The 21,972-nt window shown below is 47.4% G+C and carries 23 protein-coding genes; 13 read left to right on the top strand and 10 right to left on the bottom strand.

Annotated elements, in window-relative coordinates:
* Window positions 1–39: 39 nt before the first annotated feature.
* The 6 genes from ACMUEV_RS01870 to rplY all read left to right on the top strand — a co-directional run bounded on the left by ACMUEV_RS01870 (window position 40) and on the right by rplY (window position 6,875).
* Window positions 40–1,650 (top strand): glycosyltransferase family 39 protein, encoded by a 1,611-nt coding sequence (locus ACMUEV_RS01870; protein ID WP_190649541.1) that lies wholly within the window; start codon window positions 40–42, stop codon window positions 1,648–1,650.
* A 34-nt stretch (window positions 1,651–1,684) separates the two neighbouring features.
* On the top strand, window positions 1,685–2,911 hold the full coding sequence (locus ACMUEV_RS01875; protein ID WP_190649539.1) for a glycosyltransferase: 1,227 nt from the start codon (window positions 1,685–1,687) through the stop codon (window positions 2,909–2,911).
* Between the two features lie 110 nt (window positions 2,912–3,021).
* Window positions 3,022–3,954, top strand: coding sequence for a J domain-containing protein (locus ACMUEV_RS01880; protein ID WP_190649537.1), 933 nt, complete (start codon window positions 3,022–3,024; stop codon window positions 3,952–3,954).
* A gap of 18 nt (window positions 3,955–3,972) precedes the next feature.
* The gene (locus ACMUEV_RS01885; protein WP_190649535.1) at window positions 3,973–5,178 is read left to right on the top strand and encodes an ATP phosphoribosyltransferase regulatory subunit; all 1,206 of its coding nucleotides are present in this window, start codon (window positions 3,973–3,975) and stop codon (window positions 5,176–5,178) included.
* Window positions 5,179–5,221: 43 nt separating this feature from the next.
* On the top strand, window positions 5,222–6,562 hold the full coding sequence (locus ACMUEV_RS01890; RefSeq protein WP_017290992.1) for an adenylosuccinate synthase: 1,341 nt from the start codon (window positions 5,222–5,224) through the stop codon (window positions 6,560–6,562).
* Between the two features lie 19 nt (window positions 6,563–6,581).
* The gene (gene rplY / locus ACMUEV_RS01895; RefSeq protein WP_190649533.1) at window positions 6,582–6,875 is read left to right on the top strand and encodes a 50S ribosomal protein L25; all 294 of its coding nucleotides are present in this window, start codon (window positions 6,582–6,584) and stop codon (window positions 6,873–6,875) included.
* A gap of 49 nt (window positions 6,876–6,924) precedes the next feature.
* Here the strand turns inward: rplY and ACMUEV_RS01900 are convergent, their stop codons facing one another.
* On the bottom strand, window positions 6,925–7,260 hold the full coding sequence (locus tag ACMUEV_RS01900) for a XisI protein (protein ID WP_190649532.1): 336 nt from the start codon (window positions 7,258–7,260) through the stop codon (window positions 6,925–6,927).
* Window positions 7,248–7,664, bottom strand: a complete 417-nt coding sequence (locus ACMUEV_RS01905; RefSeq protein WP_190649530.1) for a XisH family protein — start codon at window positions 7,662–7,664, stop codon at window positions 7,248–7,250. The genes ACMUEV_RS01900 and ACMUEV_RS01905 overlap by 13 nt, the downstream gene beginning before the upstream one ends.
* 165 nt (window positions 7,665–7,829) lie before the next feature.
* Between ACMUEV_RS01905 and ACMUEV_RS01910 the strand changes: the two genes are divergently transcribed.
* The 3 genes from ACMUEV_RS01910 to ACMUEV_RS01920 all read left to right on the top strand — a co-directional run bounded on the left by ACMUEV_RS01910 (window position 7,830) and on the right by ACMUEV_RS01920 (window position 12,293).
* Window positions 7,830–9,323: an AAA family ATPase gene (locus ACMUEV_RS01910; protein ID WP_190649528.1), complete on the top strand. Its 1,494-nt coding sequence runs from the start codon at window positions 7,830–7,832 to the stop codon at window positions 9,321–9,323.
* Window positions 9,324–9,511: 188 nt separating this feature from the next.
* Window positions 9,512–9,889 carry a hypothetical protein gene (locus ACMUEV_RS01915; RefSeq protein WP_190649526.1) on the top strand — a complete coding sequence of 126 codons (378 nt, stop codon included), beginning with the start codon at window positions 9,512–9,514 and terminating at the stop codon, window positions 9,887–9,889.
* A gap of 139 nt (window positions 9,890–10,028) precedes the next feature.
* Entirely contained in the window at window positions 10,029–12,293 is a 2,265-nt protein-coding gene (locus tag ACMUEV_RS01920) for a GUN4 domain-containing protein (protein WP_190649524.1), read from the top strand.
* Between the two features lie 239 nt (window positions 12,294–12,532).
* Here the strand turns inward: ACMUEV_RS01920 and ACMUEV_RS01925 are convergent, their stop codons facing one another.
* The gene (locus tag ACMUEV_RS01925) at window positions 12,533–13,333 is read right to left on the bottom strand and encodes an Rpn family recombination-promoting nuclease/putative transposase (RefSeq protein ID WP_190649522.1); all 801 of its coding nucleotides are present in this window, start codon (window positions 13,331–13,333) and stop codon (window positions 12,533–12,535) included.
* 204 nt (window positions 13,334–13,537) lie between these two features.
* Entirely contained in the window at window positions 13,538–13,711 is a 174-nt protein-coding gene (locus ACMUEV_RS01930; RefSeq protein ID WP_017290985.1) for a hypothetical protein, read from the bottom strand.
* 178 nt (window positions 13,712–13,889) lie between these two features.
* Between ACMUEV_RS01930 and ACMUEV_RS01935 the strand changes: the two genes are divergently transcribed.
* Window positions 13,890–14,117 carry a helix-turn-helix domain-containing protein gene (locus tag ACMUEV_RS01935; RefSeq protein ID WP_242044310.1) on the top strand — a complete coding sequence of 76 codons (228 nt, stop codon included), beginning with the start codon at window positions 13,890–13,892 and terminating at the stop codon, window positions 14,115–14,117.
* 28 nt (window positions 14,118–14,145) lie between these two features.
* Here ACMUEV_RS01935 and ACMUEV_RS01940 read toward each other — a convergent pair whose 3' ends face one another.
* A complete protein-coding gene (locus ACMUEV_RS01940) occupies window positions 14,146–14,847 on the bottom strand; it encodes a response regulator transcription factor (RefSeq protein ID WP_190649519.1) in 702 nt (233 codons plus the stop codon).
* 224 nt (window positions 14,848–15,071) lie between these two features.
* On the opposite strand from ACMUEV_RS01940, the gene ACMUEV_RS01945 reads away from it, so the two are divergent.
* Complete coding sequence (locus ACMUEV_RS01945; RefSeq protein WP_190649517.1) at window positions 15,072–15,812, top strand: phycobilisome rod-core linker polypeptide; 741 nt, start codon at window positions 15,072–15,074, stop codon at window positions 15,810–15,812.
* A 6-nt stretch (window positions 15,813–15,818) separates the two neighbouring features.
* Window positions 15,819–18,023 (top strand): PAS domain S-box protein, encoded by a 2,205-nt coding sequence (locus ACMUEV_RS01950; protein WP_190649515.1) that lies wholly within the window; start codon window positions 15,819–15,821, stop codon window positions 18,021–18,023.
* A gap of 379 nt (window positions 18,024–18,402) precedes the next feature.
* On the opposite strand, the gene aroC is transcribed toward ACMUEV_RS01950, so the two are convergent.
* Window positions 18,403–19,482 carry a chorismate synthase gene (aroC, locus tag ACMUEV_RS01955; protein ID WP_190649513.1) on the bottom strand — a complete coding sequence of 360 codons (1,080 nt, stop codon included), beginning with the start codon at window positions 19,480–19,482 and terminating at the stop codon, window positions 18,403–18,405.
* Window positions 19,483–19,595: 113 nt separating this feature from the next.
* On the opposite strand from aroC, the gene ACMUEV_RS01960 reads away from it, so the two are divergent.
* The gene (locus ACMUEV_RS01960) at window positions 19,596–20,120 is read left to right on the top strand and encodes an alpha/beta hydrolase (RefSeq protein ID WP_017290977.1); all 525 of its coding nucleotides are present in this window, start codon (window positions 19,596–19,598) and stop codon (window positions 20,118–20,120) included.
* Between the two features lie 52 nt (window positions 20,121–20,172).
* Here ACMUEV_RS01960 and ACMUEV_RS01965 read toward each other — a convergent pair whose 3' ends face one another.
* The 4 genes from ACMUEV_RS01965 to ACMUEV_RS01980 form a co-directional block, all read right to left on the bottom strand.
* On the bottom strand, window positions 20,173–20,364 hold the full coding sequence (locus ACMUEV_RS01965; RefSeq protein WP_190649511.1) for a hypothetical protein: 192 nt from the start codon (window positions 20,362–20,364) through the stop codon (window positions 20,173–20,175).
* Between the two features lie 98 nt (window positions 20,365–20,462).
* Entirely contained in the window at window positions 20,463–21,062 is a 600-nt protein-coding gene (locus ACMUEV_RS01970) for a low-complexity tail membrane protein (RefSeq protein ID WP_190649510.1), read from the bottom strand.
* Window positions 21,063–21,193: 131 nt separating this feature from the next.
* A complete protein-coding gene (locus ACMUEV_RS01975) occupies window positions 21,194–21,412 on the bottom strand; it encodes a hypothetical protein (RefSeq protein ID WP_017290974.1) in 219 nt (72 codons plus the stop codon).
* 340 nt (window positions 21,413–21,752) lie between these two features.
* Window positions 21,753–21,920, bottom strand: coding sequence for a hypothetical protein (locus ACMUEV_RS01980; protein ID WP_190649508.1), 168 nt, complete (start codon window positions 21,918–21,920; stop codon window positions 21,753–21,755).
* Window positions 21,921–21,972 lie beyond the last annotated feature (52 nt).

Consider the following 21,972-nt stretch of genomic DNA (forward strand, 5'->3'; position numbering starts at 1 on the left):
AACGGGAAGACTACTTGTAGCCCCTAACCCATGAGAATTATGCTCAATCGCAATTTTCTCCTCTATTGCCGAAAAAGCTTAACGTTAGAAATTTTGCTCGGTTGCACGATCGCATTCGGAATTTTCCTCCGCATTCTCAATCTCGGTACGCGCGAATTCTGGTACGACGAAGTTCTCTCGCTGCTGCTTTCGACCGGACAACGATCTGCATATTCTCTTCCCGCTGATGGCACGATCGCACTTGCTCAACTCACCTCCCTGCTTGATCTGCCCCAAGAATCTTTTGCTAAAACGATACAGGGCTTACTGCGCGGACTCTATGCAGGCGAACCCCATCCGCCCCTGTTCTTCTTTGCACACCATTTCTGGCTGCGCCTGTTTGGCAATCGCGAAATTGCGATGCGCAGCTTGCCGATGCTGTGGAGTTTCGGCGCGATCGCTGCTGCTTATGGTTTGGGGCGCAAACTGCTAGATCATCGCAGCGGACTTTTATTTGCCGCATTGATCGCAACGAATCCCTTTTATCTCTTTCACTCGCTCAATGTCCGAATGTACACACCGCTTGTATTTTGGGCAATTTTGAGCGTTTGGGCATTGCTCGAAATCATGTCTCAGCCTCGCTGGACATGGCAAATTATATTCGTGATGTCGATCGTCAGTGGTCTGCTCACGTTCTATTTATTTGCATATTGGATTGTTGTCGTTTCGGTGCTGATTTTGGTGCTCGATCGACGGCATTGGTTCCATCATGGCATTCGGCTGATCATTGCAGGGCTGCTGACCTTGCCTTGGGCAATTTGGGGCACGTTGAAGCAATTGCGAAATGCCGACCTTGGACGATTTGGCAATCCAGAAGGCAACCCTGCCCTTTTACACCTTCAGGATCTCTTTCAAACGATCGGGATTCATCTGATTGTGGGAGACTGGACAACGAGTTTACCCCCTGGAATCACCATCATTGCTGGATTGTTGGCAACCTGCGGATTGGTTCTATCGATCATCTGCCTTAAGAGATCTGGTCAAAAAATAAGTTTGACAGTAGGGTTAGGAATGGCAATCCTACCTTTGTTGCTTGCACTCTGCGTCGATATTGTGACGCGAAAGTATACATTGGGATTTGGAGAAGGGCGCGCGCTGATCTTTGTTTTGCCCGGGTGTTTGTTGCTTATGACGATCGCAATTCGCCAAGTTAAAGCGTACCAAAGCATCATCGCTCTGACTCTGTTGCTGTTCTATCTGACGATCGATGTGGGTGATTTGACTTTAAGAACCCGTTCGGTGTTTCATCAAGTATCAGAGCTGATCCAACTCGATGCGGCTCCAACGCTGATCGCAATGGACACACAAGCGTGGGGACATGTGAATCGCTTAGCGTATTACATCCCGCCCCAGAGTCGAGTCGATCTGCTGGCTCAACCTGCGGCGAAATTAGGTACAGCTTTGAAGACGGTTTTAACCAATGCTCCATATCGACGGGTGCTCTGGCTAGAAAGCGCTGCACCCATTTGGTCGCCCGCTGCTACCGAGCAAGACCGCCAAAAAATTCAGCAAACATTAGCGGAACGTTTTACGATCGCCAAGACTCAATCTCTATCGGGAACTATGAGCTTAGACGAATTTCAAATCAAGCTGTATCAAGTGAGTCCGTAGTTTCGTCCTTGTTGTCCTACCTAACCGCAAATTCATGATTGTGCCTCCCTCTCTCGTCCCGCCACCTGCGGGTGAATTAAAAATCCCACACGCAAACCCGGCGATCGAGCGACAATCTCACTCGATCTACTTTTCGCTGATCGTTCCCACCTACAACGAAGCGCGAAATGTAGAACAAATCGTTCGCGTCCTGACGGGATTGTTGGATCATGCATTGCCAAATGATTACGAGCTGATTATCGTCGATGATGACAGTCCCGATCGCACGTGGGAAATTGCTCAGCAGATGACGGTGGATTTCCCAAATCTGCGAGTGATGCGGCGGCAGGCGGAGCGCGGCTTATCGACTGCCGTGATTCGCGGTTGGCAAGCCGCACGAGGCGAAGTTTTAGGCGTAATCGATGGTGATTTGCAGCACCCGCCTGAAGTATTGTTGAAACTTCTGCAAGCGATTAAGAATGGCGCGGATCTGGCAGTTGCGAGTCGGCATATTGAAGGGGGCGGAACCAGCGATTGGGGCTTGATTCGACGTGTACTATCGCGAGGCGCACAACTGCTCGGATTGGTGATCTTGCCAAGCGTGGTTGGACGCGTGTCTGATCCGATGAGCGGCTATTTTATGGTGCGACGTAGTGCGATCGCGGACTGTCTGCTGAGTCCACTCGGCTACAAAATTCTCTTAGAAGTAATTGGTCGGGGTCAGGTTGACCGAGTTACCGAGGTCGGCTATGTCTTCCAAGAACGACAAGAAGGCGAGAGTAAAGTCACTTGGCGGCAGTATGTTGAGTATCTCATGCACTTAGGCAAACTGCGATCGCGCGGCAGAATTAGCCGATTGCGGGAAAAATTCCAGTTGGGACGCTTTTTACGCTTTGGACTCGTCGGCTTCAGTGGCGTCTTTGTCGATATGGCAGCCTTTTATTTCCTGCGCACCTCGCTCGGCTTGAATTTGGCGCGCAGTACGATGCTCTCCGCAGAATTGGCGGTGATCAATAATTTTCTCTGGAATGACCTTTGGACATTTGGCGATATCGCGCGCGGTCAACCCGGCAAGCGGCAACGATTTAAGCGTTTTCTGAAGTTCAATACGATCTGTTTGATGGGGATCATTCTCCAAGCCTTAATCGTCAGTCTCTTTCATGATGTGTTTCACGTCAGCGAATTCATCGCCAAACCGATCGCGATTGTGCTGGTTACTTTCTGGAATTTCTGGATCAATCTGAAATTGAGCTGGCGGGTCACTGACGTGCGACGAAAATAGACCTCAGATGTCGAGCTTTGTGGATTTCAAGGAACTATAAAACAGGACTGAAGCCGCACCTCTCAGGCTCAGCATCCCTCAAACTCGTTCCTTGAAATCACAGGTAACCCATGAGCTTCCAGATCGATCGCGGGCTATTTCTCTCAGACTTTTCCGACTCTCACGCCATTTTAGGTGTCTCGATCGAAGCCGATGTCAAAGAGATCCGAAAAAACTATCTAAAAATCGCCCGTCGCTTACACCCCGATAGCTGCATTTCTGAAAGTGAGGGAGATAGACAACTTGCTGAACAACTCTTATCCAAGCTGGTGAATCCAGCCTGGGAAAAACTCTCCCAAGAAAAAGCCCGGACTGATCATTTGATTGTTTTGAAAATGAAAGGGCAGGGAGCCGCCCGCAATTTTCACACCATTGGGGTGCTTAACAGTCTAGCTCAGCAGCTTTTGAGCGCAAGCAATCCCGATCACTTTTACCGCACAGCGCTGCAAGATTTATCCAATCGGCAGTATGAGCAGCTCGATCAGGCTTGCGAACTGATTGCCCAAATCAGCGAACTGAATCTTGCCTATCTGATTCGTCGAGAAGCCGCCAGCGATTCTGTTGGAGTTCCGAAAAACAAGACTTTCATCCCCGCAACTAACAACGCTCAAGCCAAGCCTCAAGAGGTTCAAGCCAAAGCTGAATCGTTGAGTGATCAGTATTATCGTCGCGCCGAAGGATTTGCGGCAAAGGGAAATTTTGCCCAAGCAACGATAGAATTGCGAGATGCCTTAAAAATTGACCCAAACAGTAGCCGCTGTCACAGTTTAATGGGCATGGTTTATTTGCGGCAAAACCAACCGACGATGGCGAAGATTCATTTTACGAAAGCGCTGTCGATCGATCCGCAAGACGAGCGCGCCTTGATTGGCAAGCAGAGACTCGATCCCCCTGCGATCCCTTCGTCTTCAGAGAAGCCGAGTGCAAAATCGAATGCGACGAAGCAACCCTCATCTAAATCTGGCAGCGGTCTGTTTGGCGGTCTTTTCGGTAAGAAAAAGTAACGCTAAATTTCTCTCAAAATGGTTTACCAGCCTCCTGCAGGGGCACGCGACCTCCTGCCTCTCGATGTCGCCCAAAAACGTTGGATTGAAGATCGCCTTCAGCAAGTGTTTCATGCTTGGGGCTATCACCGGATTATTACCTCGACGCTCGAACGCTTAGACACGCTGATGGCAGGGGGCGCGATCGAGCGTTCTACGGTCATTCAACTGCATCAACTCGAAGAAGATCCGCTCGGATTACGTCCAGAACTGACGGCTTCGATCGCACGAACCGTGGCGACTCGATTAGCGAATAGTACATTTCCGCAGCGACTGTACTACAACGCCAACGTCTTCCGGCGCGCCCAAGAAGGCAGCCATACTCGCCAACAAGAGTTTTATCAGGCGGGGGTCGAATTACTCGGCGGAGACGGGGTGTGCTCAGATGCAGAAATTCTGTTGCTCGTCATGGATTGTCTGCACGCAGTGGAGTTGCCCGGACAGTTGATTTTAGGGGAAGCGGGATTAACGCGATCGCTCTTATCGGGATTTCCAGAAGCGATCCGCGCGAAAGTTCGACACGCAATTGCCACGCTCGATCGCTTAAGTTTAGAAGCTTTACCCCTCTCAGACGAATTAAAAGCGCGTGCCTTACTGCTTCTAGATTTGCGCGGCAAGCCGAGTGATGTATTACAGCGCGTCAGCGCCTTGGATTTAGACGACTCAGAACGAGCGATCGTCAATAATCTCAAATCGTTAGTTGAACTCCTGCAAGCGAGTTTGACCGTGCCGATCGTGTTAGATCTCAGCTTGATCCAGACCTTCGACTATTACACCGGAATCGTGTTTGAAGTCGTAACCCAATCCGGGCAAGTCGTTTTAGGACAAGGCGGAAGATACGACCAACTTTTGGGGCAATTTCACTCGCAAGGACAATCGATCCCAGGAATCGGATTTTCACTGCACTTGGAGAATCTGCATCAAATCCTATTGGCAACCGGGCAACTTCCTAAACAAACGCGATCGAGTGATTGGCTAGTCGTGTCAGACTCGCCTCAACTGGCATTTGCACAGGCGCAAAAATTGCGCGAATCGGGAGCCGTGGTCGAGGTGAATTTGACCGCTGGAATCCGTGAGCAGATTCAAACCTATGCCCGACAGCGACGAATTGCCCGAATTGCCTGGGTTCAAGAAGATGGGCAAATCCTTGTTGAAGATCCATTTGACACAGAACGCACCTCGTGAGGATAATGGGAGTTTGTTGAAAACTTTAGACTCCTGAAAACCCTTGGCTAACGTAGTTGTTATTGGCGCCCAGTGGGGCGATGAAGGTAAAGGCAAAATCACCGATTTATTAAGTAAATCGGCAGATGTCGTTGTGCGCTATCAAGGTGGTGTCAATGCAGGGCATACGGTCGTTGTCAAGGATCAGACCTTTAAGCTTCATTTGATTCCGTCTGGAATTTTGTACCCGGATACGGAGTGTATTATCGGCTGTGGAACGGTTATCGATCCCAAGGTGCTGATTCAAGAGTTGGATCAGCTTGAGGCGCTCGGCATTACGACTCAGAACTTACTGATTTCTGAGACGGCACATGTGACGATGCCTTATCACCGTTTGATCGATAAAGCCGCCGAAGAACAGCGCGGAAATCACAAAATTGGCACAACCGGACGCGGCATTGGACCGACCTATGCCGACAAATCTGAGCGCGTCGGCGTTCGGATCGTCGATTTGATGAATCCAGAAGGATTCCGTGAGCAATTGGCTTGGACGATCGCCCAAAAGAACACCATTCTCGAAAAGCTCTATGATCTGCCCCCGCTGAGTGCAGACGAAGTGTTTGAAGAGTATATGGGCTATGCCGATCGCTTGCGTCCGCATGTTGTGGATAGCTCGCTAAAGATTTACGATGCGATTCGCCGCAAACGCAATGTCTTGTTTGAAGGCGCACAAGGCACGCTGCTCGATTTGGATCATGGAACCTATCCTTATGTCACGTCCTCGAATCCGGTATCCGGCGGGGCTTGTGTGGGGACAGGGATTGGGCCGACGGTGATCGATCGCGTCATTGGTGTCGCGAAAGCGTATACCACTCGGGTGGGCGAAGGTCCGTTTCCAACCGAGTTGCATGAAGAAATGGGCGCATTGTTGTGCGATCGTGGTGCTGAGTTTGGTACGACGACGGGGCGACAAAGACGCTGTGGCTGGTTTGATGCAGTGATTGGACGGTATGCCGTTCGCATCAATGGTCTGGACTGTCTAGCGATCACGAAGCTAGACGTTTTAGACGAAATGGATGAAATCAAAGTGTGTGTTGCCTACGAAATCGATGGGCAACGCTGCGAAGATTTTCCCAGTAATTCGCGCTTGTTTGCTCAATGCAAGCCGATTTACGAAACGATGCCAGGATGGAAACGATCGACCGAAGCGTGTCGATCGCTCGATGATTTGCCGAAAGAAGCGCTGGATTATCTCAAGTTCCTGGCAGAATTAATGGATGTGCCGATCGCGATTGTTTCGTTAGGTGCAAAACGCGATCAAACGATCATTGTTGAAGATCCCATTCATGGACCGAAACGGGCGTTGTTGTATACCAACGGAACGCCCCAACCCGCAAACGTTTAGTAGATTTTAGGTTTGAATTATGCCGTTCTCGATCGAAGCTCAAAAACGTCCTGAAGGAACTAAGCCGAATGCGCTGCGTCGCGATGGCAAAATTCCTGCTACTTTGTATGGCCACAATGGTGCTGAGTCGATTCACTTAGTCGTCGATGCTAAGGCTGCGGGCTTCCTAGTTCGGGATGCTGCGCCGAATAAATCTGTTGTAGAAGTGAATATTCCAGAATTGTCCTGGAATGGCAAGACTGTGATGCGTGAAGTTCAAACCCATCCTTGGAAGGGTTCGTTGTATCACATCAGCTTTTTTGCTCAAAAGTAAGCCTTAGCTTACGGAGATTTGAAAAGCCAGGGATTTCTCCCTGGCTTTTTTAGTCAGATGTAACCAGAGTCAGTTCTCGCTTATATGCAGGCTGTAGTCCGAGCACAATGTCTTCGCGATCGATTCCTCCATCTGATAAAGCTTGCACCAAGTCTGTGTCAGTTGTATTCTGCTGAATCCACACTTTGCCATCTTTGATATCAAGATGGATCACAACGTGATAGATGCGTTGCGAGCCTTTCCAGCCTACCCGCATCCATTGATAATGATCTCGCTGTGTGTCGATCAATAGCTGGCTTTCCACTTCCGCTTTTGTTGGAAGTTCAGCAATATAGCGCGTCAGCAGGTCTTGAATAGACTGCCGATAGTGTTCTAGTTTCTCCATTCGAGAATCTCCTCCAGAACTGGCTCATAAATCAACAGATTCAACGGATAGCGCTCCAAAACAATCTGAGCAAATCGAGTCTGAAAGAAGGTTTGATACGTATCTGCTGGAACAGCTAGATACAAGATTCGATCAGGCTCGTTTTCTTCTAGCATAATCTGATAGTCCAAACACTGTCCGAGTGCAGTATGAAACTCGCTAATCGCTGAATCTCCTGCAAAGCTTTTAATTTCTACTGCGATCTTTTCTCCATCCCGTTCTGCCCCAATCAGACGTTCTGCCGCCAAATCGATTTTGACTAAAATTTCCTCAATCTCTAGAATCAGCGGATCATCTGTGATTGACCAGCCTTGTTTCTGTAAGGCTCGTTTGACTGCAAAGTGAAACAGATCTCGATTAGACATCGATCGCATGAAAAAATGGACACTGAAATCATCATATCTAGATGCTTTGAAGATTCTGGGATTTATGACTGCTTGCTGACCGATCTAATGTATATAAAGCTAGGGAGAGATCCCTGGCTTTTTTCATGCCTCTTGAATTCCCGTCCTTCTGTGTAGATGTAATTTATGACGACTACGACTCTTCCTCCGATCGTTGAAGCGCTGCTCAATCCCGAAATTTATGATCATCCGGTTCAAGGCGAGATCGAGTTAATTCAGACTCACGTTTCCTATGTTTTTCTCACCGGAGACTATGTTTATAAGCTGAAAAAACCTGTGAATTTTGGTTTTTTAGACTATTCCACTTTGGAAAAGCGCAAACATTTCTGTGAGGAAGAGTTGCGGCTGAACAAACGCGGTGCAGCAGAATTATATTTGGGCATTGTGCCGATTACGCAAGATGGTGACAAGTTTGTGCTGGATGGTTCAGGCGAAGTCATGGATCATGTGGTGAAAATGCAGCAATTTCCTCAAGAGACATTGCTGAGTGCCATGTACGATCGTGGAGAACTCACCGAGCAGCATTTACTCGATTTAGCAAAGGTTTTAGCAGCATTCCACAAATCTGCACCGACGAATGATTACATTCTCAGCTTTGGGGAAGTGTCTCAGATTCGCCAAGCGATCGACGAAAATTACGATCAAACGGTTGGCTATATTGGAGTGGCTCAGACTCAAGAACAGTTTGATCAGACGAAAGCTTACACCGACAAGCTATTTGCTGAGAGTGCAGCCCTTTTCAAAAGCCGAGTCGAACATAAATTTATCCGAGAATGTCATGGCGATGTTCATTTGAGAAACATCTGCTTCTGGAACAATAAGATTCTTTTGTTCGATTGCATTGAGTTTAATGAGCCGTTCCGATTCGTCGATACGATGTTCGACGTTGCTTACATCATCATGGATTTTGATGCTCGGAATCGTCGGGATCTAAGCAATCTATTTTTGAATGCTTATCTGGAACAATCGGGCGACTGGGAAGGCTTACAAGTTTTGCCACTTTACAATAGCCGTCAGTCTTATGTTCGAGCGAAAGTTACTTCATTCTTGCTGAGTGATCCGAGTGTTCCAGAATCCGTGAAGGCAGAATCGAAAGAAACTGCTAGCCGTTACTATCGTTTGTCTTGGGAGTATACGCAACCGAGACAAGGCAAGATTGTTCTGATGTCGGGACTCTCTGGATCTGGGAAAAGTACGATCGCATCTAAGCTAGCTCGTGAAACTGGAGCAATTCAAATCCGTTCCGATGCAGTTCGCAAGCATTTAGGTGGCATTGCTTTGGATGAGAAAGGCGATGCTTCGCTTTACAGTCCTGAGATGACACAGAAGACTTACGATCGCTTACTAGAACTCGGCACAACTTTAGCATCGCAAGGCTATACCGTGATTTTGGATGCGAAGTACGATCGTCAAGCTTTACGCACTCCCGTGATTGAGAAAGCACAAGCACAGGGAATTGAGATTGAGATTCTCTATTGTGATGTTCCGGCGGAAGTTTTACGCGATCGAGTTGCTCAGCGACAGGGTGACATTTCCGATGCTGATCTCGATGTTTTAGCAAACCAAACGTTTGAAACGTTTAGCGAGACGGAAAAGCCATTGGTTAAAACCCTCAGCTAGTACAAGTTAGAGGCAGACTTCCTTACCTCTGCCTCTCTATACAGAATTTGCAAGTGTTTGAACCGTCGAGCCGCGCGATCGCGATTCGATCATAAGTTGTCCTAAAAAATTCGCATAATGAGGACACAAAGCGATCGACATTGTGCATTCGCCTGTATCCTCATAGAGAAACTTAGGAATGAACGATCGTGGCTGAGAAAGGAGAACCAGTATCTAAAGGCTTTGCCGTTGGGCTTCAGATTTGGCTGTTATTTCTAATTAGCCTCTATGCTCTAGGCTATCCAGCGCTGTTTAGTATTGCACTCGGCGCGATCGGGGGAACGGCAAGCGGATTTATTGTCGATTGGTGGTTATCGAAAGAAGAGAACATCGAACCGACCCGAAGACGGGTGAGTGACGAGGGTGTGGAAAGTGTTGCGAGATCGCGGCAACGTCGCCGAGGCACAACTGCGCTACAACATCGCAAACGCCGCAAAGAGCAGGAACCAGTCACGTTAAAGACGCTGACTAGAACATTTTTTCAGCGCGAGCAACCCAATAATCAAACTAATAACAGTGAAGAATAGCTGTGGATTGCACTTGAATTCAAACGAGAAGCGCGACTTTTTCTAGTTTTTGACTGATTTTTCAGGAAAGAGGTTTTCTGAATGCGCTTGTTTTGGATTTCTGCGCTAGAAAGAAATAGAGCCTCTCATCGAAAGTTTTATGCCTGAAGAACCCTCGAAACAAGCTTCTATTCCAGAACAGCTTGCGGAAATTCTCATAAAAGTGCTGAAGCCGGGTGGGATTGGTCTAGGCGGAGGATATGGGCTGTGGCTCTTGCTGATCGAACACAAAGTGAGTGAAGCGATCGCGTCAACTTTGATTGGATTTTGTTTCTCTTATGCTGGAAAGTTGCTAGAGCCAATTCATAAAGGGAATCAACAGCGGTTAGAAAAAGCTGGAGAAGTCGTTAACAAAAAGCTGGATCAGTTCGGAGAACAAGCGATCGCAAAACTGACTTCAGCCGAGGAGCGATATTTTGAGGCGCAGGCGGCAGAGTGTGAAACTTGTAGCACCGAAGGAATGGCGAAGATTAGCGGCATTTTTACACCGATGCTAGAGCAAGTCTTTGTGCCGCTAGAATTCGATGGGCGTGTGGCATCTCCAGGATTTTCTCGATCGCATGAAGATTTGGAACTGTTGCAGTCGTCAGGTGTGAGTATTTGGGATTTGCTAGCACTGGCAAAGCAGGATGCAATTTATAGCGAGATGGCAATCTTGGCTTGGGGTGGCTATGGCAAAACGACATTACTACGACACATCGCTTATAGCTTAGGCAGAAATAAGCAGCCTAAAGACGTAACTCGGTATATTCCAGTTTTGTTGCTGCTGCGGAAGTACCGAGAGATTTTGAGCCAGGAGACTCCGCCGAGTTTGCCAGAGTTGATCATGCAGCATCACATTCCCAGCTTGCCGATCGCGGATCTGAAAATGCCGAGCAATTGGGCAAAGGAGATGCTGGAGCAGGGCAAAATGCTGGTGATGTTGGATGGATTTGATGAAGTTCCGAAGGCAAAACGTCCGCTGGTGGCACGTTGGTTAAATGATCAGCGCAAAAAATATCGCAAATCGCTGTTTATTCTCACAGCACGCCCGAAGGCTTATAACGAGCAAACGAGTAGCGATCGCATCGATTTTAATTCGCTGCTGTACGTCAGAAACTTTAATGAACCGCAGCGCAAAGCTTTTGTGGAGAAATGGTACTGGTGTCAGGAATATTATCACCACGGTAAAGAAGATATTCCAGCCGTGCGGAAAGCGGCTCAAGATGCGGCGGATGATTTACTCAAACAAATCAACCAGCGGCAGGAGTTGGCAGATCTGTCACAAAATCCACTGCTGCTGAATATGATCGCCATGTTTCATCGACGCTATCCCAGTAGCAAGCTGCCAAAACGTCGAGTAGAACTTTATCAAGAAATCTGCGTGCTGCAATTGCGCGATCGTCCTGGTGCAAGGGATCTTGAAACTTGGCTCACAGGGGACAATGATGAATATGCGACAGCGCAAGTGATCTTGCAAATGTTGGCATTAGAAATGATGCAGCAAAAAGAAGAACGAGTCGAGCAAGCGGTTTTGCTGAAGCGACTGGAGGGATATCTAAAAGCTCAAGAGGAATCGATCGCGCCTGCGGACTTTTTGAGGCAGATTGAGCAGATTAGTGAACTGTTGGTGCAGCGAGAACCGGAGGAGTTTGAGTTTCCGCATCTCAGTTTTCAAGAGTTTTTGGCAGCAAAGGAAGTGATGCGCCGAGGTGAGGAGAGTTTGCTGTATGAACGGTTTGGCGAAGACTGGTGGAAGCCTGTGATTTTGCTGTATGCGGCACAGGTGAAGAAACCGAGTACTCTGATTCGCACAGCGTTGTCTCAAGGCTTTAAAGATCTTGCCTATGCTTGCTTTCAGGAGACGAGCAAGCGAATTGATGCCGACCTTCAGCCAGATTTGGCAGAACTGAATGCACTGCGGGAAGCGGCAACTGAGGTGAAGACCTCGCGCTATCAAAGGCTTGAGGAACTATTGAGCACTCAGCAATGGAAAGCGGCGGATAAAGAAACCTATCGGCTGATGATTACAACAGTGGGCAAGGAAGAAGGGCAATGGTTTAGCTCCGCTGATCTCGAAAACTTTCCTTGTGAAGATTTGCGGATACTAGACCAACTGTGGATAAAATACAGCAGTAACAAATGGGGCCTCAGCGTACAGAAACGAATCTGGCAGGAATGCGGTAGCCCGATGTCTTACAGTGATGACTGGGAACAATTTTGTGATCGCGTCGGTTGGCGCAATGATGGAAACTGGTTGAGTTCCGACGACCTCACATATGACCTAAACAGATCTCCACAAGGAAAGTTTCCTTGTTTTGATGGTTGGAGAGGGTTGGTTTTGGGGTTGTGTCTCTTCTCACGAGCAGAGACTTGTGAACTTTAACACGAGTTAGTCCTAGAAATTTTTGAAGGTTTGTCAACGACTGGCTATTCCATGATTTTCCACTTTTTCAGAAATAAGCTACCTGGAACCATATTTTACTTTTTGCACGGAAAAGACGTTGTTTGGAATTTCCCTCACTCAAACCTCAAACTGGCAATCTTGAGGTCATAGCAGTTTGCAACAAGTCGGGATTAGATTGCTCGATCGATTCCTAGTTCGCGATCCAAATTGTGTTGTATCTATTCCTGATTGATAAATTCCTGCACGGTCTCTACTGAAATTCCAGTATCTTCAGCGATCTCCTCAACAGTCCAGCCTTTCTGAAGAAGTTTTGGAACCATCCGAGTTAGATACTCCTTCTGCGCTTCTTCGCGTCCTTCTTGAAGCGCTTCTTGATATGCCCGTGTTTGCTTTAAATCGCCAAGCCCCAACATTTCACCGACCTCGCTAAAAGATAGTTTTGGAAATTTGTAAACGAAGACCGTCTCCACTAATTCTATAAAATTCCGCTGAACGGTCAAATCTGTGAGTTCTTGCCGAGTTCGGTCAATGAGCGATCGACCTTTTGCCGGAGCCTCTTTCGGTTTCGTTCCCAACAGCTTTAACAATGACAACCCAAGACTACGATCGCTTACATCCGACGGCAATTCATCCAAGTAAATGCGCTGCAACCTTGGATTATTGTCATACTCCGAATAGTGATGCGGCAAAGCTTGATCAAAACGTCGCTCTGTGAAAATCACCACTGCCTGCCAAGCATTTACAGGCTCGTAATCGTTGAGATAGAGATGAATTTGACTGAAGAAGCGATAGTAGAAGTTCCGTTTCTCTTTGTATGCCTGCGCTTCTACGAAATAGATGGGAAATTGGCGCAATCGAGTCGGAGGCATAAAGATGCCATCGAGCCGGAATGCTGTTTGCTTCACTTCTTGAGAGGTGAAGGCATAAGTCACAGTCCGTGGATCATCCTCGCCAATTAACTCGAAAAAGGCACTAGGAAAGAGTTGGAAAATTTTGTAAAAGATGGAATCGGTTTTCAAGGATTACACACTTTTGAGGAATTGAGCAGTGAGAGCGATTTTTATCTGAAGTCAGGCAAATCTATTCTGGATATTTTCTTGCCATGAAGCAATAGAACAAAAGATAAAAGCCTAAAACTGTTTCAGGATAAAGGATTCCGCTCTCAGATGTGAGAGCAGGAATTGACGCTGGATACAACTTGAAATTGGAAAAGCAAGCTTGATTCAATCCGGCGGATCGAAAATCACTTCATACACGGCTTGCCGATTTAATCGTTTCAATGCCTGCATCTGCGCTTGAGCATGATTGCGATTTCGGCAGCGACAGACAACGATGCGCTGCATTTTCGGCAATAAGCGAATGATGCACCAGGGAAAAAGAGAATCGCGATACGTCATCGTCCACCTCCACGCCAAAATGCAGAAGTGTCAACGCATGACAAAACAATTGGTATCATGTCTGTACCTCATTCGTAGGTGCGATCGCTTCAAGTTTTCCAGGCTAAGAGCGATCGCTTTGTTTAATTAAAGACTCAGCTGAGTCTTTCTAACCTTATTAAAGGACTCAGTTGAGTCTTTGTCAATCGCATCGATGGGATTAATTCGGCTAAAGATTCGAGAGCTTGCAGATGAGCGCGGATGGACATTGAAAGAAGTCTCTGAGCGTTCTGGACTGAATTACAGCACCGTCAAGAACTATGTTCAGCGTGAAGCCATGACAATGACTGACTACACAGCGCTTCTGAAATTAGCACGAGCATTTGATGTCTCGATCGAAGAACTCGTCGAAGTTTTAGAAGAATAGCGCTACTTTTTACGAGAAGCGAAGACAATCAACAACCCGCCGGATTCGGTTCGCGCTCTGGTTGGTTCAAACGATAGCCTCTGCTGTGAACCGTTTCGATCAGTTCTTCGGATGCTCCCGCCGCTTTGAGTTTTTGGCGTAGTCCACGAATGTGAACCTTAACCGTCGGTTCTTCGGGCGACGACTCAGAAGACCACGCATGATCAATCATCACACTGCGACTTAAGACTCGACGACCATTGCGTAAGAGCAATTCTAAAATCGCATATTCTTTCGGAGTCAAATGAATCGGAGTCTCTCGATAACTGACCTCACAGGTACTCGGATTCAGACTGAGATCGCCCCAAGTCAGAACCGGAGTCGTACTCACGCTACCTCGACGCAGCAAAGCCCGAATTCGCGCAAAGAGTTTCTGTAAATCGACAGGCTTCACTAAATAGTCATCCGCGCCGACATCCAGCCCATTGATCTCATCGTTGAGTGTGTCGCAGGCAGTCAGCATGAGAATCGGTAAATCATAGCGATGCGATCGTAATCTTTGACAAAGGCTAAATCCATCTAACTCTGGCAGCATCACATCCAGCACGATCAAGTCGTACTCGACTACTCTGGCTTGATGCCAACCCGACTCTCCATCGGTTGCAATATCCACCACGTAAAGCTGATCGCTGAGCGCTTCCGCCAACGTTTCTGCAAGCCGCACATCATCTTCAACCAGGAGAATCCTCATACCGTGAGGGTGACTTCATAGAGATTTATACTCATTCATACCAATTTTACGAGAAGTGAACTTCAAAAAAGATCAGGAAATCTCAAGATTTGTTACCCACGCTGATTCTTTCCGTTTTCTTTACCGTTTCATCACCCATTTCCTTACGGCTCGTATGAGATCCTTCAGCTTGAAGGGTCGCGCTAGAGTGCGATCGCTAGAAAAAACCCGTTTGGAAAACGCTTATGTCCATGTCTCTCTTAACCTATCCCCCCGTTTCTCAAAATCATCGAGTCGAAGGATTTGAGATTCCAGGTGATGAACAGCCTCGGATCTACACAACCGATAATCTCCTTTCTAGAACTGACTTTGATGCATTGATCACAGCAGCTTATCGTCAGATTTTTAATGAGCAACAAATGCTCAGTTACTATCGCCAACAGTTTTTAGAATCACAGTTGCGATCGGGACAAATTACCGTCAAAGGATTCATCGCAGGCTTACTGCTGTCGGATTCCTTCCGACGACTCAACTATGAAAGCAATAACAACTATCGATTTGTTGAGCTTTGCATTCAGCGCGTTTTGGGACGAAATGTGTATGGCGATCGCGAAAAAATTGCTTGGTCGATCGTGCTTGCAACCAAAGGATTGCAGGGATTTGTCGAGCAGTTGCTCAACAGTGAAGAATATTTGACCACTTTTGGCGAAAATACTGTGCCGTATCAACGTCGCCGGATTTTGCCTCAACGATCGCAAGGTGAAGTGACGTTTGCTCACACCGCACGCTATGGCGAGGATTACCGAGATAAACTGCCTCAACCAACCCTAAGAGGAAGCCGCAGAGATTCTGCTCGCTTGGATTACCTGCGTTGGGCTTGGCAAAAGAATCCACCCGCAAGCTTAGAAAAAGCCTGGATCGGTTTATTCTATGGAGGCGCGGCGTTTATTGTGTTGCTGTTTTTGGTAACGTTGTTTGGTTTCTAAAACACGGTGAATCACTTTGTCCTCGGTAGTTTAGCACTCTTCTTTCTCATCGCTCTTTCTCGGTATTTTACGCAGGCAAGAATCCTGCGGCAGCAAACCGATCGAGAGCGATTAGTCAATCAGATTGCTCAGCACATCCGTGAATCTCTGAATCTCGATGAGGTGCTGAGCCGAACGGTTGAGGAAGTTCAACGCTTTTTGAACGTCGATCGAGTACTCATCTATCGGCTCTGGGATGATGGAACAGGTTGTACGATTCACGAAACCGTCTTACCGCCTTATCCCAAGATTCTAGGACAAGGGTTTCCAGAAGAAGTGTTTCCCCAAGAGTACCATCAGGCTTACTCTTGGGGGAAAATTCGGGCGATTACGGATGTTGAGCAAGCAGATGTAGAACCTTGTTTAGCAGAATTTGTTCGGCAGTTTGGGGTGCAAGCAAAGTTAGTTGTCCCCATTCTGCAAAAGCATCGTGAGCCTCTCGAACGACCCTATCTTTGGGGACTGTTGATTGCTCATCACTGTCGGAGTCCTCGCCAATGGAAAAATTGGGAAGTGGAATTGATGAAGCAACTTGCGACTCAAGTTGCGATCGCGATTCAACAATCCGAACTCTATAACCAACTTCAGCAGCTAAATTCTGATCTAGAACAACGAGTTCAACAACGCACCGCAGAACTAGCAGCAGCGAATGTTTCTTTAAGAGCAGAAATCATCGAGCGACAACGCACCGAACTCGCTTTACGTCATACGAACGATACCTTACAAGCTTTAGTTACTGCTTCGCCCCGTGCCATTTTGATGCTCGATCGAGTCGGGCATGTGCAGATTTGGAATCCAGCCGCCGAGCAGATGTTTGGTTGGACTGAAGCAGAAGTACTCGGTCATCCGAGTCCCATTCGTCTCGATGATCCGTTAGAAGGAGAGACGAGCTTACAAAAGAGTGTACTAGCAGGTAAAACGCATCCGCGAGTCGAACTCTGTCGGCATTGCAAAGATGGAACCGCGATCGACATTATTTTTTCGGCTGCACCGCTGCAAGATAGTCATGGCCAGATCAACGGGATGGTTGCTGTGATTGCTGATATTACTGAGCAAAAGCAACGAGCAGAACAATTACGACTCTTACAGTCAGTCGTTGTGCATACGAACGATGCAGTGATCATTACTGAAGCTCAACCGATTGATGAGCCTGGTCCTCGCATTCTCTATGTGAACGAGGCTTTTACGCGCATTACAGGCTACGAGGCAGCAGAAGTTTTAGGAAAAACGCCTCGAATTCTGCAAGGAGCAAAGACCGATCGCGCTGAACTGCAAAAAATCCGCAATGCACTCGATCGATGGGAATCTGTCACCGTAGAAGTGATTAACTATCGGAAAGATGGCTCAGAATTTTGGAATGAATTTAGCTTAGTCCCTGTTGCCGATGCTCAGGGTTGGTATACCCATTGGATTGCAGTCCAACGCGATACCACTGCTCGAAAACGGGCAGATGAGATTCGATTAGCACTAGAGCGTGAGAAAGAACTAAATCTCTTAAAAACTCGCTTTTTCTCAATGGCATCTCATGAGTTTCGCACTCCATTGAGTACTGCTTTAGCCGCTGCTCAAGTGTTAGAAACCTCTCAGGTTGAATGGAATCAGACTGAAAAACGATTACGCAATCTGCATCGAATTCAAGATTCCGTCAAGAATATGGTGCAATTGCTAGATGACATTCTCACCATTAACCGCGCTGAAGCCGGAAACTTAGTGTTTCATCCCAAAGCACTCTGTTTAGACCAGTATTGTCATCAGTTTGTTGAGGAGATGCAGCTCAGTGCAGGAAATCAGCATCGTCTGACGTTTACTTGTCAGGGAACACCTTGCTCGATCGAGCTAGATGAGAAGTTAATGCATTCTGTCTTGTCCAATCTGTTATCGAATGCGATCAAGTACTCTCCAAAAGGCGGAACTGTCAGGCTAGCATTAGAATTTCAATCGGATGCAGTACTTCTCAGCGTTGAAGATGAAGGCATTGGCATTGCTCCAGAAGATCAGCGGCGACTCGTTGAACCCTTTTATCGCGGTAAGAATGTAGGCTCGATTCCAGGCACGGGTTTAGGTTTAGTCGTTGTTCAAAAATGTGTGGACTTACATCAAGGAACAATGCAGATTACTAGTACCCCTGGAAAAGGCACGACTTGCGTAGTGAAGCTACCATTACAGCGCTGACTAGGAATACTCAATTAGTCTAAGTAGGAAGGTGCAATGAATTGCAACATAGTCGCTTCGTTGCTCACCCGCCCTGAACTGGAAGTTCGGGCTAACGGTGCGAAGTGGGTTGAAACCCACTGAAGAAGAGATTGTCATTAGCTTTCAGTCCCTTTAGTGGACTTCGCACAGTTAGTCCCGAATTCATTCCGGGACGGGTGAGCAACGAAGCGAGAAAACTCGCCAAACTGATACTGATGTTGAATTCCGCTCATCTACTTATTGGCTCATCACAATCAATCTAGCAGGGAGATAGGGAAATGGAGGGATCTGAATCTGGGTTCTCCCTACTCCCCACTCCCCACTCTGCAAAATTCATGCAGTTAACGACTCCATCACCCTAGCCACATTGCCCGCGCTGTCTCAGCAAGTGATCACACAGCACCAATGCAACCATCGCTTCCACCATCGGAACCGCACGCGGCAGCACACAAGGATCATGTCTTCCCTTCGCTGCTAACGTCACAGCTTCACCCGTATTCGTCACGGTTTTCTGTTCTTTGCGAATCGTTGCCGTCGGCTTAAATGCAACTCGAATGACGATATTTTCACCATTGGAGATGCCACCTTGCACGCCGCCCGATCGATTGGTCACTGTCCGCAGTCGTCCCGACTCATCGGTATAAAATTCGTCATTATGTTCGCTTCCGGTCATTCTCGTTCCCGCAAAGCCTGAACCGATCTCAAAGCCTTTCGTCGCTGGAAGTGACATCACGGCTTTTGCCAAATCCGCCTCTAGCTTGTCAAACACAGGCTCCCCTAATCCCATCGGAACTTGCCGCGCCACACATTCGACGACTCCACCGATCGAGTCTCCTTGCCCGCCCGTTTTCTGAATCAAATCGATCATTGCTTCTGCACAATCGGGATCAGGACAGCGAACAATATTGCTTTCAACTTGGTCTAAGGTGACGGTATTCGGATCAACAGCTGCTTCAAGGTCTTTAATTTGTTTGACATAAGCTACGATTTCAACGCCGGATTGCTGCAAGATTTTTTTCGCGATCGCACCTGCTGCAACTCGTCCAATCGTTTCTCTCGCAGAAGATCTTCCCCCGCCTGCAACGGCTCGAATCCCATATTTTGCATCGTAGGTTGCATCGGCATGTGACGGGCGATACTTGACTGCCATTTCGGTATAGTCTTGCGATCTCTGATCTTTATTCCGCACCATAATCGCGATCGGCGTTCCCAACGTTTTGCCATCGACGATGCCGGATAGAATCTCACAGTGATCCGCTTCATTTCGAGGCGTTGTAATCTTGCTCTGACCGGGACGACGGCGATCAAGCTCGACTTGGATCTCCTCCGCAGAAATCTCAATCAGGGGCGGACAGCCATCAATCACAACCCCGACTCCACCCCCATGCGATTCGCCAAACGTACTAATCCGAAATAAATGCCCAAACGTGCTGCCCATGTGATCTCTATTGATTGCGTAGGATGTCGATCGTAGCGGAAAAAAGTACTCTAAGGAACACTTCAGAATCCTTGGGATTCTAAAAATTGGAGCTATCTATAATGATTTCCACAATGTCGAAAATCCTACAATCCTGTCTCACCCTTGGAGCCGTGCTGCTGCTGAGCAAATCTGCGATCGCAGCAGAGCGAGTTATTTTCAGATACAAAATTTTGCAAGAATCCGTTTCTGTGCCAGAACTCGCCACCTTCGCAGAGACGGGACAAGCTTCACCCGATTTACAAACTTATTTCCGTCTCTCGGGTCAAAAGCCAGAAACGGTGCGTCAGACCCTCACTCGCCCGATTAAGGTGAATCCAATTGTGCTCGATCGCGTTCTGAATAGCCCAGTTGGCAATACGGTACTCGACCAATTAGGTAAAGCGATTCAAACTCCAAAAGGTGGAGCAGAACGGCAAGCACTTCGGGGTGCTTTGGCAGTTTCAGCCAGTGATGGAAGATTAACCGTTTTGGAAATTTTGCAGAATTATCCGACGCAGGAAGTCGTTGTCGATGGCGATCGCATTGAAGAGGCGTATCGTCAATTGAATCAATTTGTCGATCGTGTACGCAATCCGCTCGATCGATTGCTGCGCTAAATAAAATAGCCGAACTAACCTTAGCTCGGCTTTCAATGAACACCATTGAAAATTAATAAGCTAACGTTTCAAGCGTTTCACGCAAATACTGATGAACTAGCGCATCTAGATCTTGACTTTGGGACGTCCGATCCAGTTGCCAGCTTTGAAACCCTGAACTTTCAGAGATCGCAAGCTTCAAGCTTTCCCACATCTGGGAATCGCTCAATTCGGCTGCATCAGCGGGATAGAAGGAGTTAGCCATAAAATACCTTTGTGTGAGAGAGCAAGACTGATTAGCATAACTATTCCAGAATAACGTACTCACCAAAAACGTCTGTGCTGTTGAAGACATTTTCGGGATCAAGTCGATTTCGGAACGTCCAGCGGCGGCACGATTTGATTCACCGGAATTCCAAATACGAGAAATCGTTTGGCAACTTGATCGACTGGAATCGGTTCAAGCTGCATGACATCTGCATCACTCGATGCCATGACGAGAAAAACACTGAAGGGAACCTGCACAAACAAATTGCTGGCAAGAAAGCCGATCGCGGCAACAATTAAGCCCAATCCATGAGACGAAATCGGGGTGATCGCTTCTGCAATGGGCGCGATCGCATAAATCCATCTCAGAATCAGCACCAACACTAACGCGACTAAGCCAATCCCGATCGGACTTCGCCGCACCAGAAACAGCGCTAATAGTTTTCGTTGCAATTCACTCAACCGCTCCGGTCGCAATGCCACGAAGAGCAGACTAAAAATACAGAAAGGTTTTTGAGACTGCATCCATGCGATCGGCGCAATTCCCGCGATCGCAACGAGTCCAATTTCTAACCAAGGCGGCAAAATCGGATCACCGGCGGCAAATCCCAAGAGGCAAATCAGCAACGACAGCGGCAGTGCCGCAATTCCTGCAAGGTGAATCCACAAATACGGATCAGACCAGAACGATCGCATAAGCCAATGTCGGAGGCAATAACTGAATTAGTATATCGTTCCGAGGAAACCGCAAAAAACAAAGGATAGAAATCGAAAAGCTAGACTTCGCTTTTGTTTCCTATCCTTTATTTTTCGACTGAACTACGAGCTTATGAAATGGTCACGACAGCCTGATCGGTACGTTGTTGCTTGAGTGCTTGAAGCTGTTTGAGGAGGGAATCAGCCTCAGCTTGCAAATCTTGCAGCTTTTCTTGTTGGTCGGCTCCATAGAGAAGTTTTAGTTTCTCTAGGGAAGGATTCGATGCACCTGTCTGAGGTTCACAGACTGCTGTGTTACTAAACTGTCCGTTTGAAGCGTTAGATTTCATATCGTTAGTGATTTGTACTTACTCACACCACCAGAATATCTTAACCTGAACTTTACAGAAGTTTGTATTCTGGTATTCATTTCTATGACGATATCAGATTTTTCCAGTTCCGGCGAAATTGTCAAGAGGTTCAATAGATTTGAAGATGATATACCGCTGTATTGTACGCTACGGATGACGATCGTTTTTCTCAATTTCGGACATTTACATAGACTAAAGAGTTGTAAAAGGTAGTGAGAATTACCCCTGGGATCAGAGATAGTGTTCATAATTAGGCATTGAAAATTGAAGCCACCAAACTGTGATATTCACAACTCGCCTTCATTTCTCTCGCGAATGTCTAATATGTTCGGTACGCCCTGCGGATCACCATCTCGCTATTCGGATCAGACAAGCTCAGCGATCGACGATCTCCCGTCTGTCTCAGCGTCAGGAATGGGTTTAAAAATAAGGAACCGCCCAAACCGAAGTTCAGGCGGAGTGTGGTGTGAGGAGTGAACGGAAACATGCGTCTCCGCTACCCTCATTGTAGACGACAGAATCTGTTTTACCAGGCAATC

It is taken from the genome of Leptolyngbya sp. FACHB-1624 (assembly GCF_047649235.1).
GTDB lineage: Bacteria > Cyanobacteriota > Cyanobacteriia > Leptolyngbyales > Leptolyngbyaceae > Leptolyngbya > Leptolyngbya boryana.

What these genes read in the sequence shown, in the direction of transcription:
- rplY (WP_190649533.1), top strand. Translation starts at nt 6,582, where the DNA reads ATGCCGTTCTCGATCGAAGCTCAAAAACGTCCTGAAGGAACTAAGCCG.
- ACMUEV_RS01900 (WP_190649532.1), bottom strand. Translation starts at nt 7,260, where the DNA reads ATGGAGAAACTAGAACACTATCGGCAGTCTATTCAAGACCTGCTGACG.
- ACMUEV_RS01975 (WP_017290974.1), bottom strand. Translation starts at nt 21,412, where the DNA reads ATGAAATCTAACGCTTCAAACGGACAGTTTAGTAACACAGCAGTCTGT.
- ACMUEV_RS01905 (WP_190649530.1), bottom strand. Translation starts at nt 7,664, where the DNA reads ATGTCTAATCGAGATCTGTTTCACTTTGCAGTCAAACGAGCCTTACAG.
- ACMUEV_RS01910 (WP_190649528.1), top strand. Translation starts at nt 7,830, where the DNA reads ATGACGACTACGACTCTTCCTCCGATCGTTGAAGCGCTGCTCAATCCC.
- ACMUEV_RS01875 (WP_190649539.1), top strand. Translation starts at nt 1,685, where the DNA reads ATGATTGTGCCTCCCTCTCTCGTCCCGCCACCTGCGGGTGAATTAAAA.
- ACMUEV_RS01885 (WP_190649535.1), top strand. Translation starts at nt 3,973, where the DNA reads ATGGTTTACCAGCCTCCTGCAGGGGCACGCGACCTCCTGCCTCTCGAT.
- aroC (WP_190649513.1), bottom strand. Translation starts at nt 19,482, where the DNA reads ATGGGCAGCACGTTTGGGCATTTATTTCGGATTAGTACGTTTGGCGAA.
- ACMUEV_RS01945 (WP_190649517.1), top strand. Translation starts at nt 15,072, where the DNA reads ATGTCCATGTCTCTCTTAACCTATCCCCCCGTTTCTCAAAATCATCGA.
- ACMUEV_RS01870 (WP_190649541.1), top strand. Translation starts at nt 40, where the DNA reads ATGCTCAATCGCAATTTTCTCCTCTATTGCCGAAAAAGCTTAACGTTA.
- ACMUEV_RS01980 (WP_190649508.1), bottom strand. Translation starts at nt 21,920, where the DNA reads ATGTTTCCGTTCACTCCTCACACCACACTCCGCCTGAACTTCGGTTTG.
- ACMUEV_RS01940 (WP_190649519.1), bottom strand. Translation starts at nt 14,847, where the DNA reads ATGAGGATTCTCCTGGTTGAAGATGATGTGCGGCTTGCAGAAACGTTG.
- ACMUEV_RS01960 (WP_017290977.1), top strand. Translation starts at nt 19,596, where the DNA reads ATGTCGAAAATCCTACAATCCTGTCTCACCCTTGGAGCCGTGCTGCTG.
- ACMUEV_RS01880 (WP_190649537.1), top strand. Translation starts at nt 3,022, where the DNA reads ATGAGCTTCCAGATCGATCGCGGGCTATTTCTCTCAGACTTTTCCGAC.
- ACMUEV_RS01970 (WP_190649510.1), bottom strand. Translation starts at nt 21,062, where the DNA reads ATGCGATCGTTCTGGTCTGATCCGTATTTGTGGATTCACCTTGCAGGA.
- ACMUEV_RS01930 (WP_017290985.1), bottom strand. Translation starts at nt 13,711, where the DNA reads ATGACGTATCGCGATTCTCTTTTTCCCTGGTGCATCATTCGCTTATTG.
- ACMUEV_RS01965 (WP_190649511.1), bottom strand. Translation starts at nt 20,364, where the DNA reads ATGGCTAACTCCTTCTATCCCGCTGATGCAGCCGAATTGAGCGATTCC.
- ACMUEV_RS01920 (WP_190649524.1), top strand. Translation starts at nt 10,029, where the DNA reads ATGCCTGAAGAACCCTCGAAACAAGCTTCTATTCCAGAACAGCTTGCG.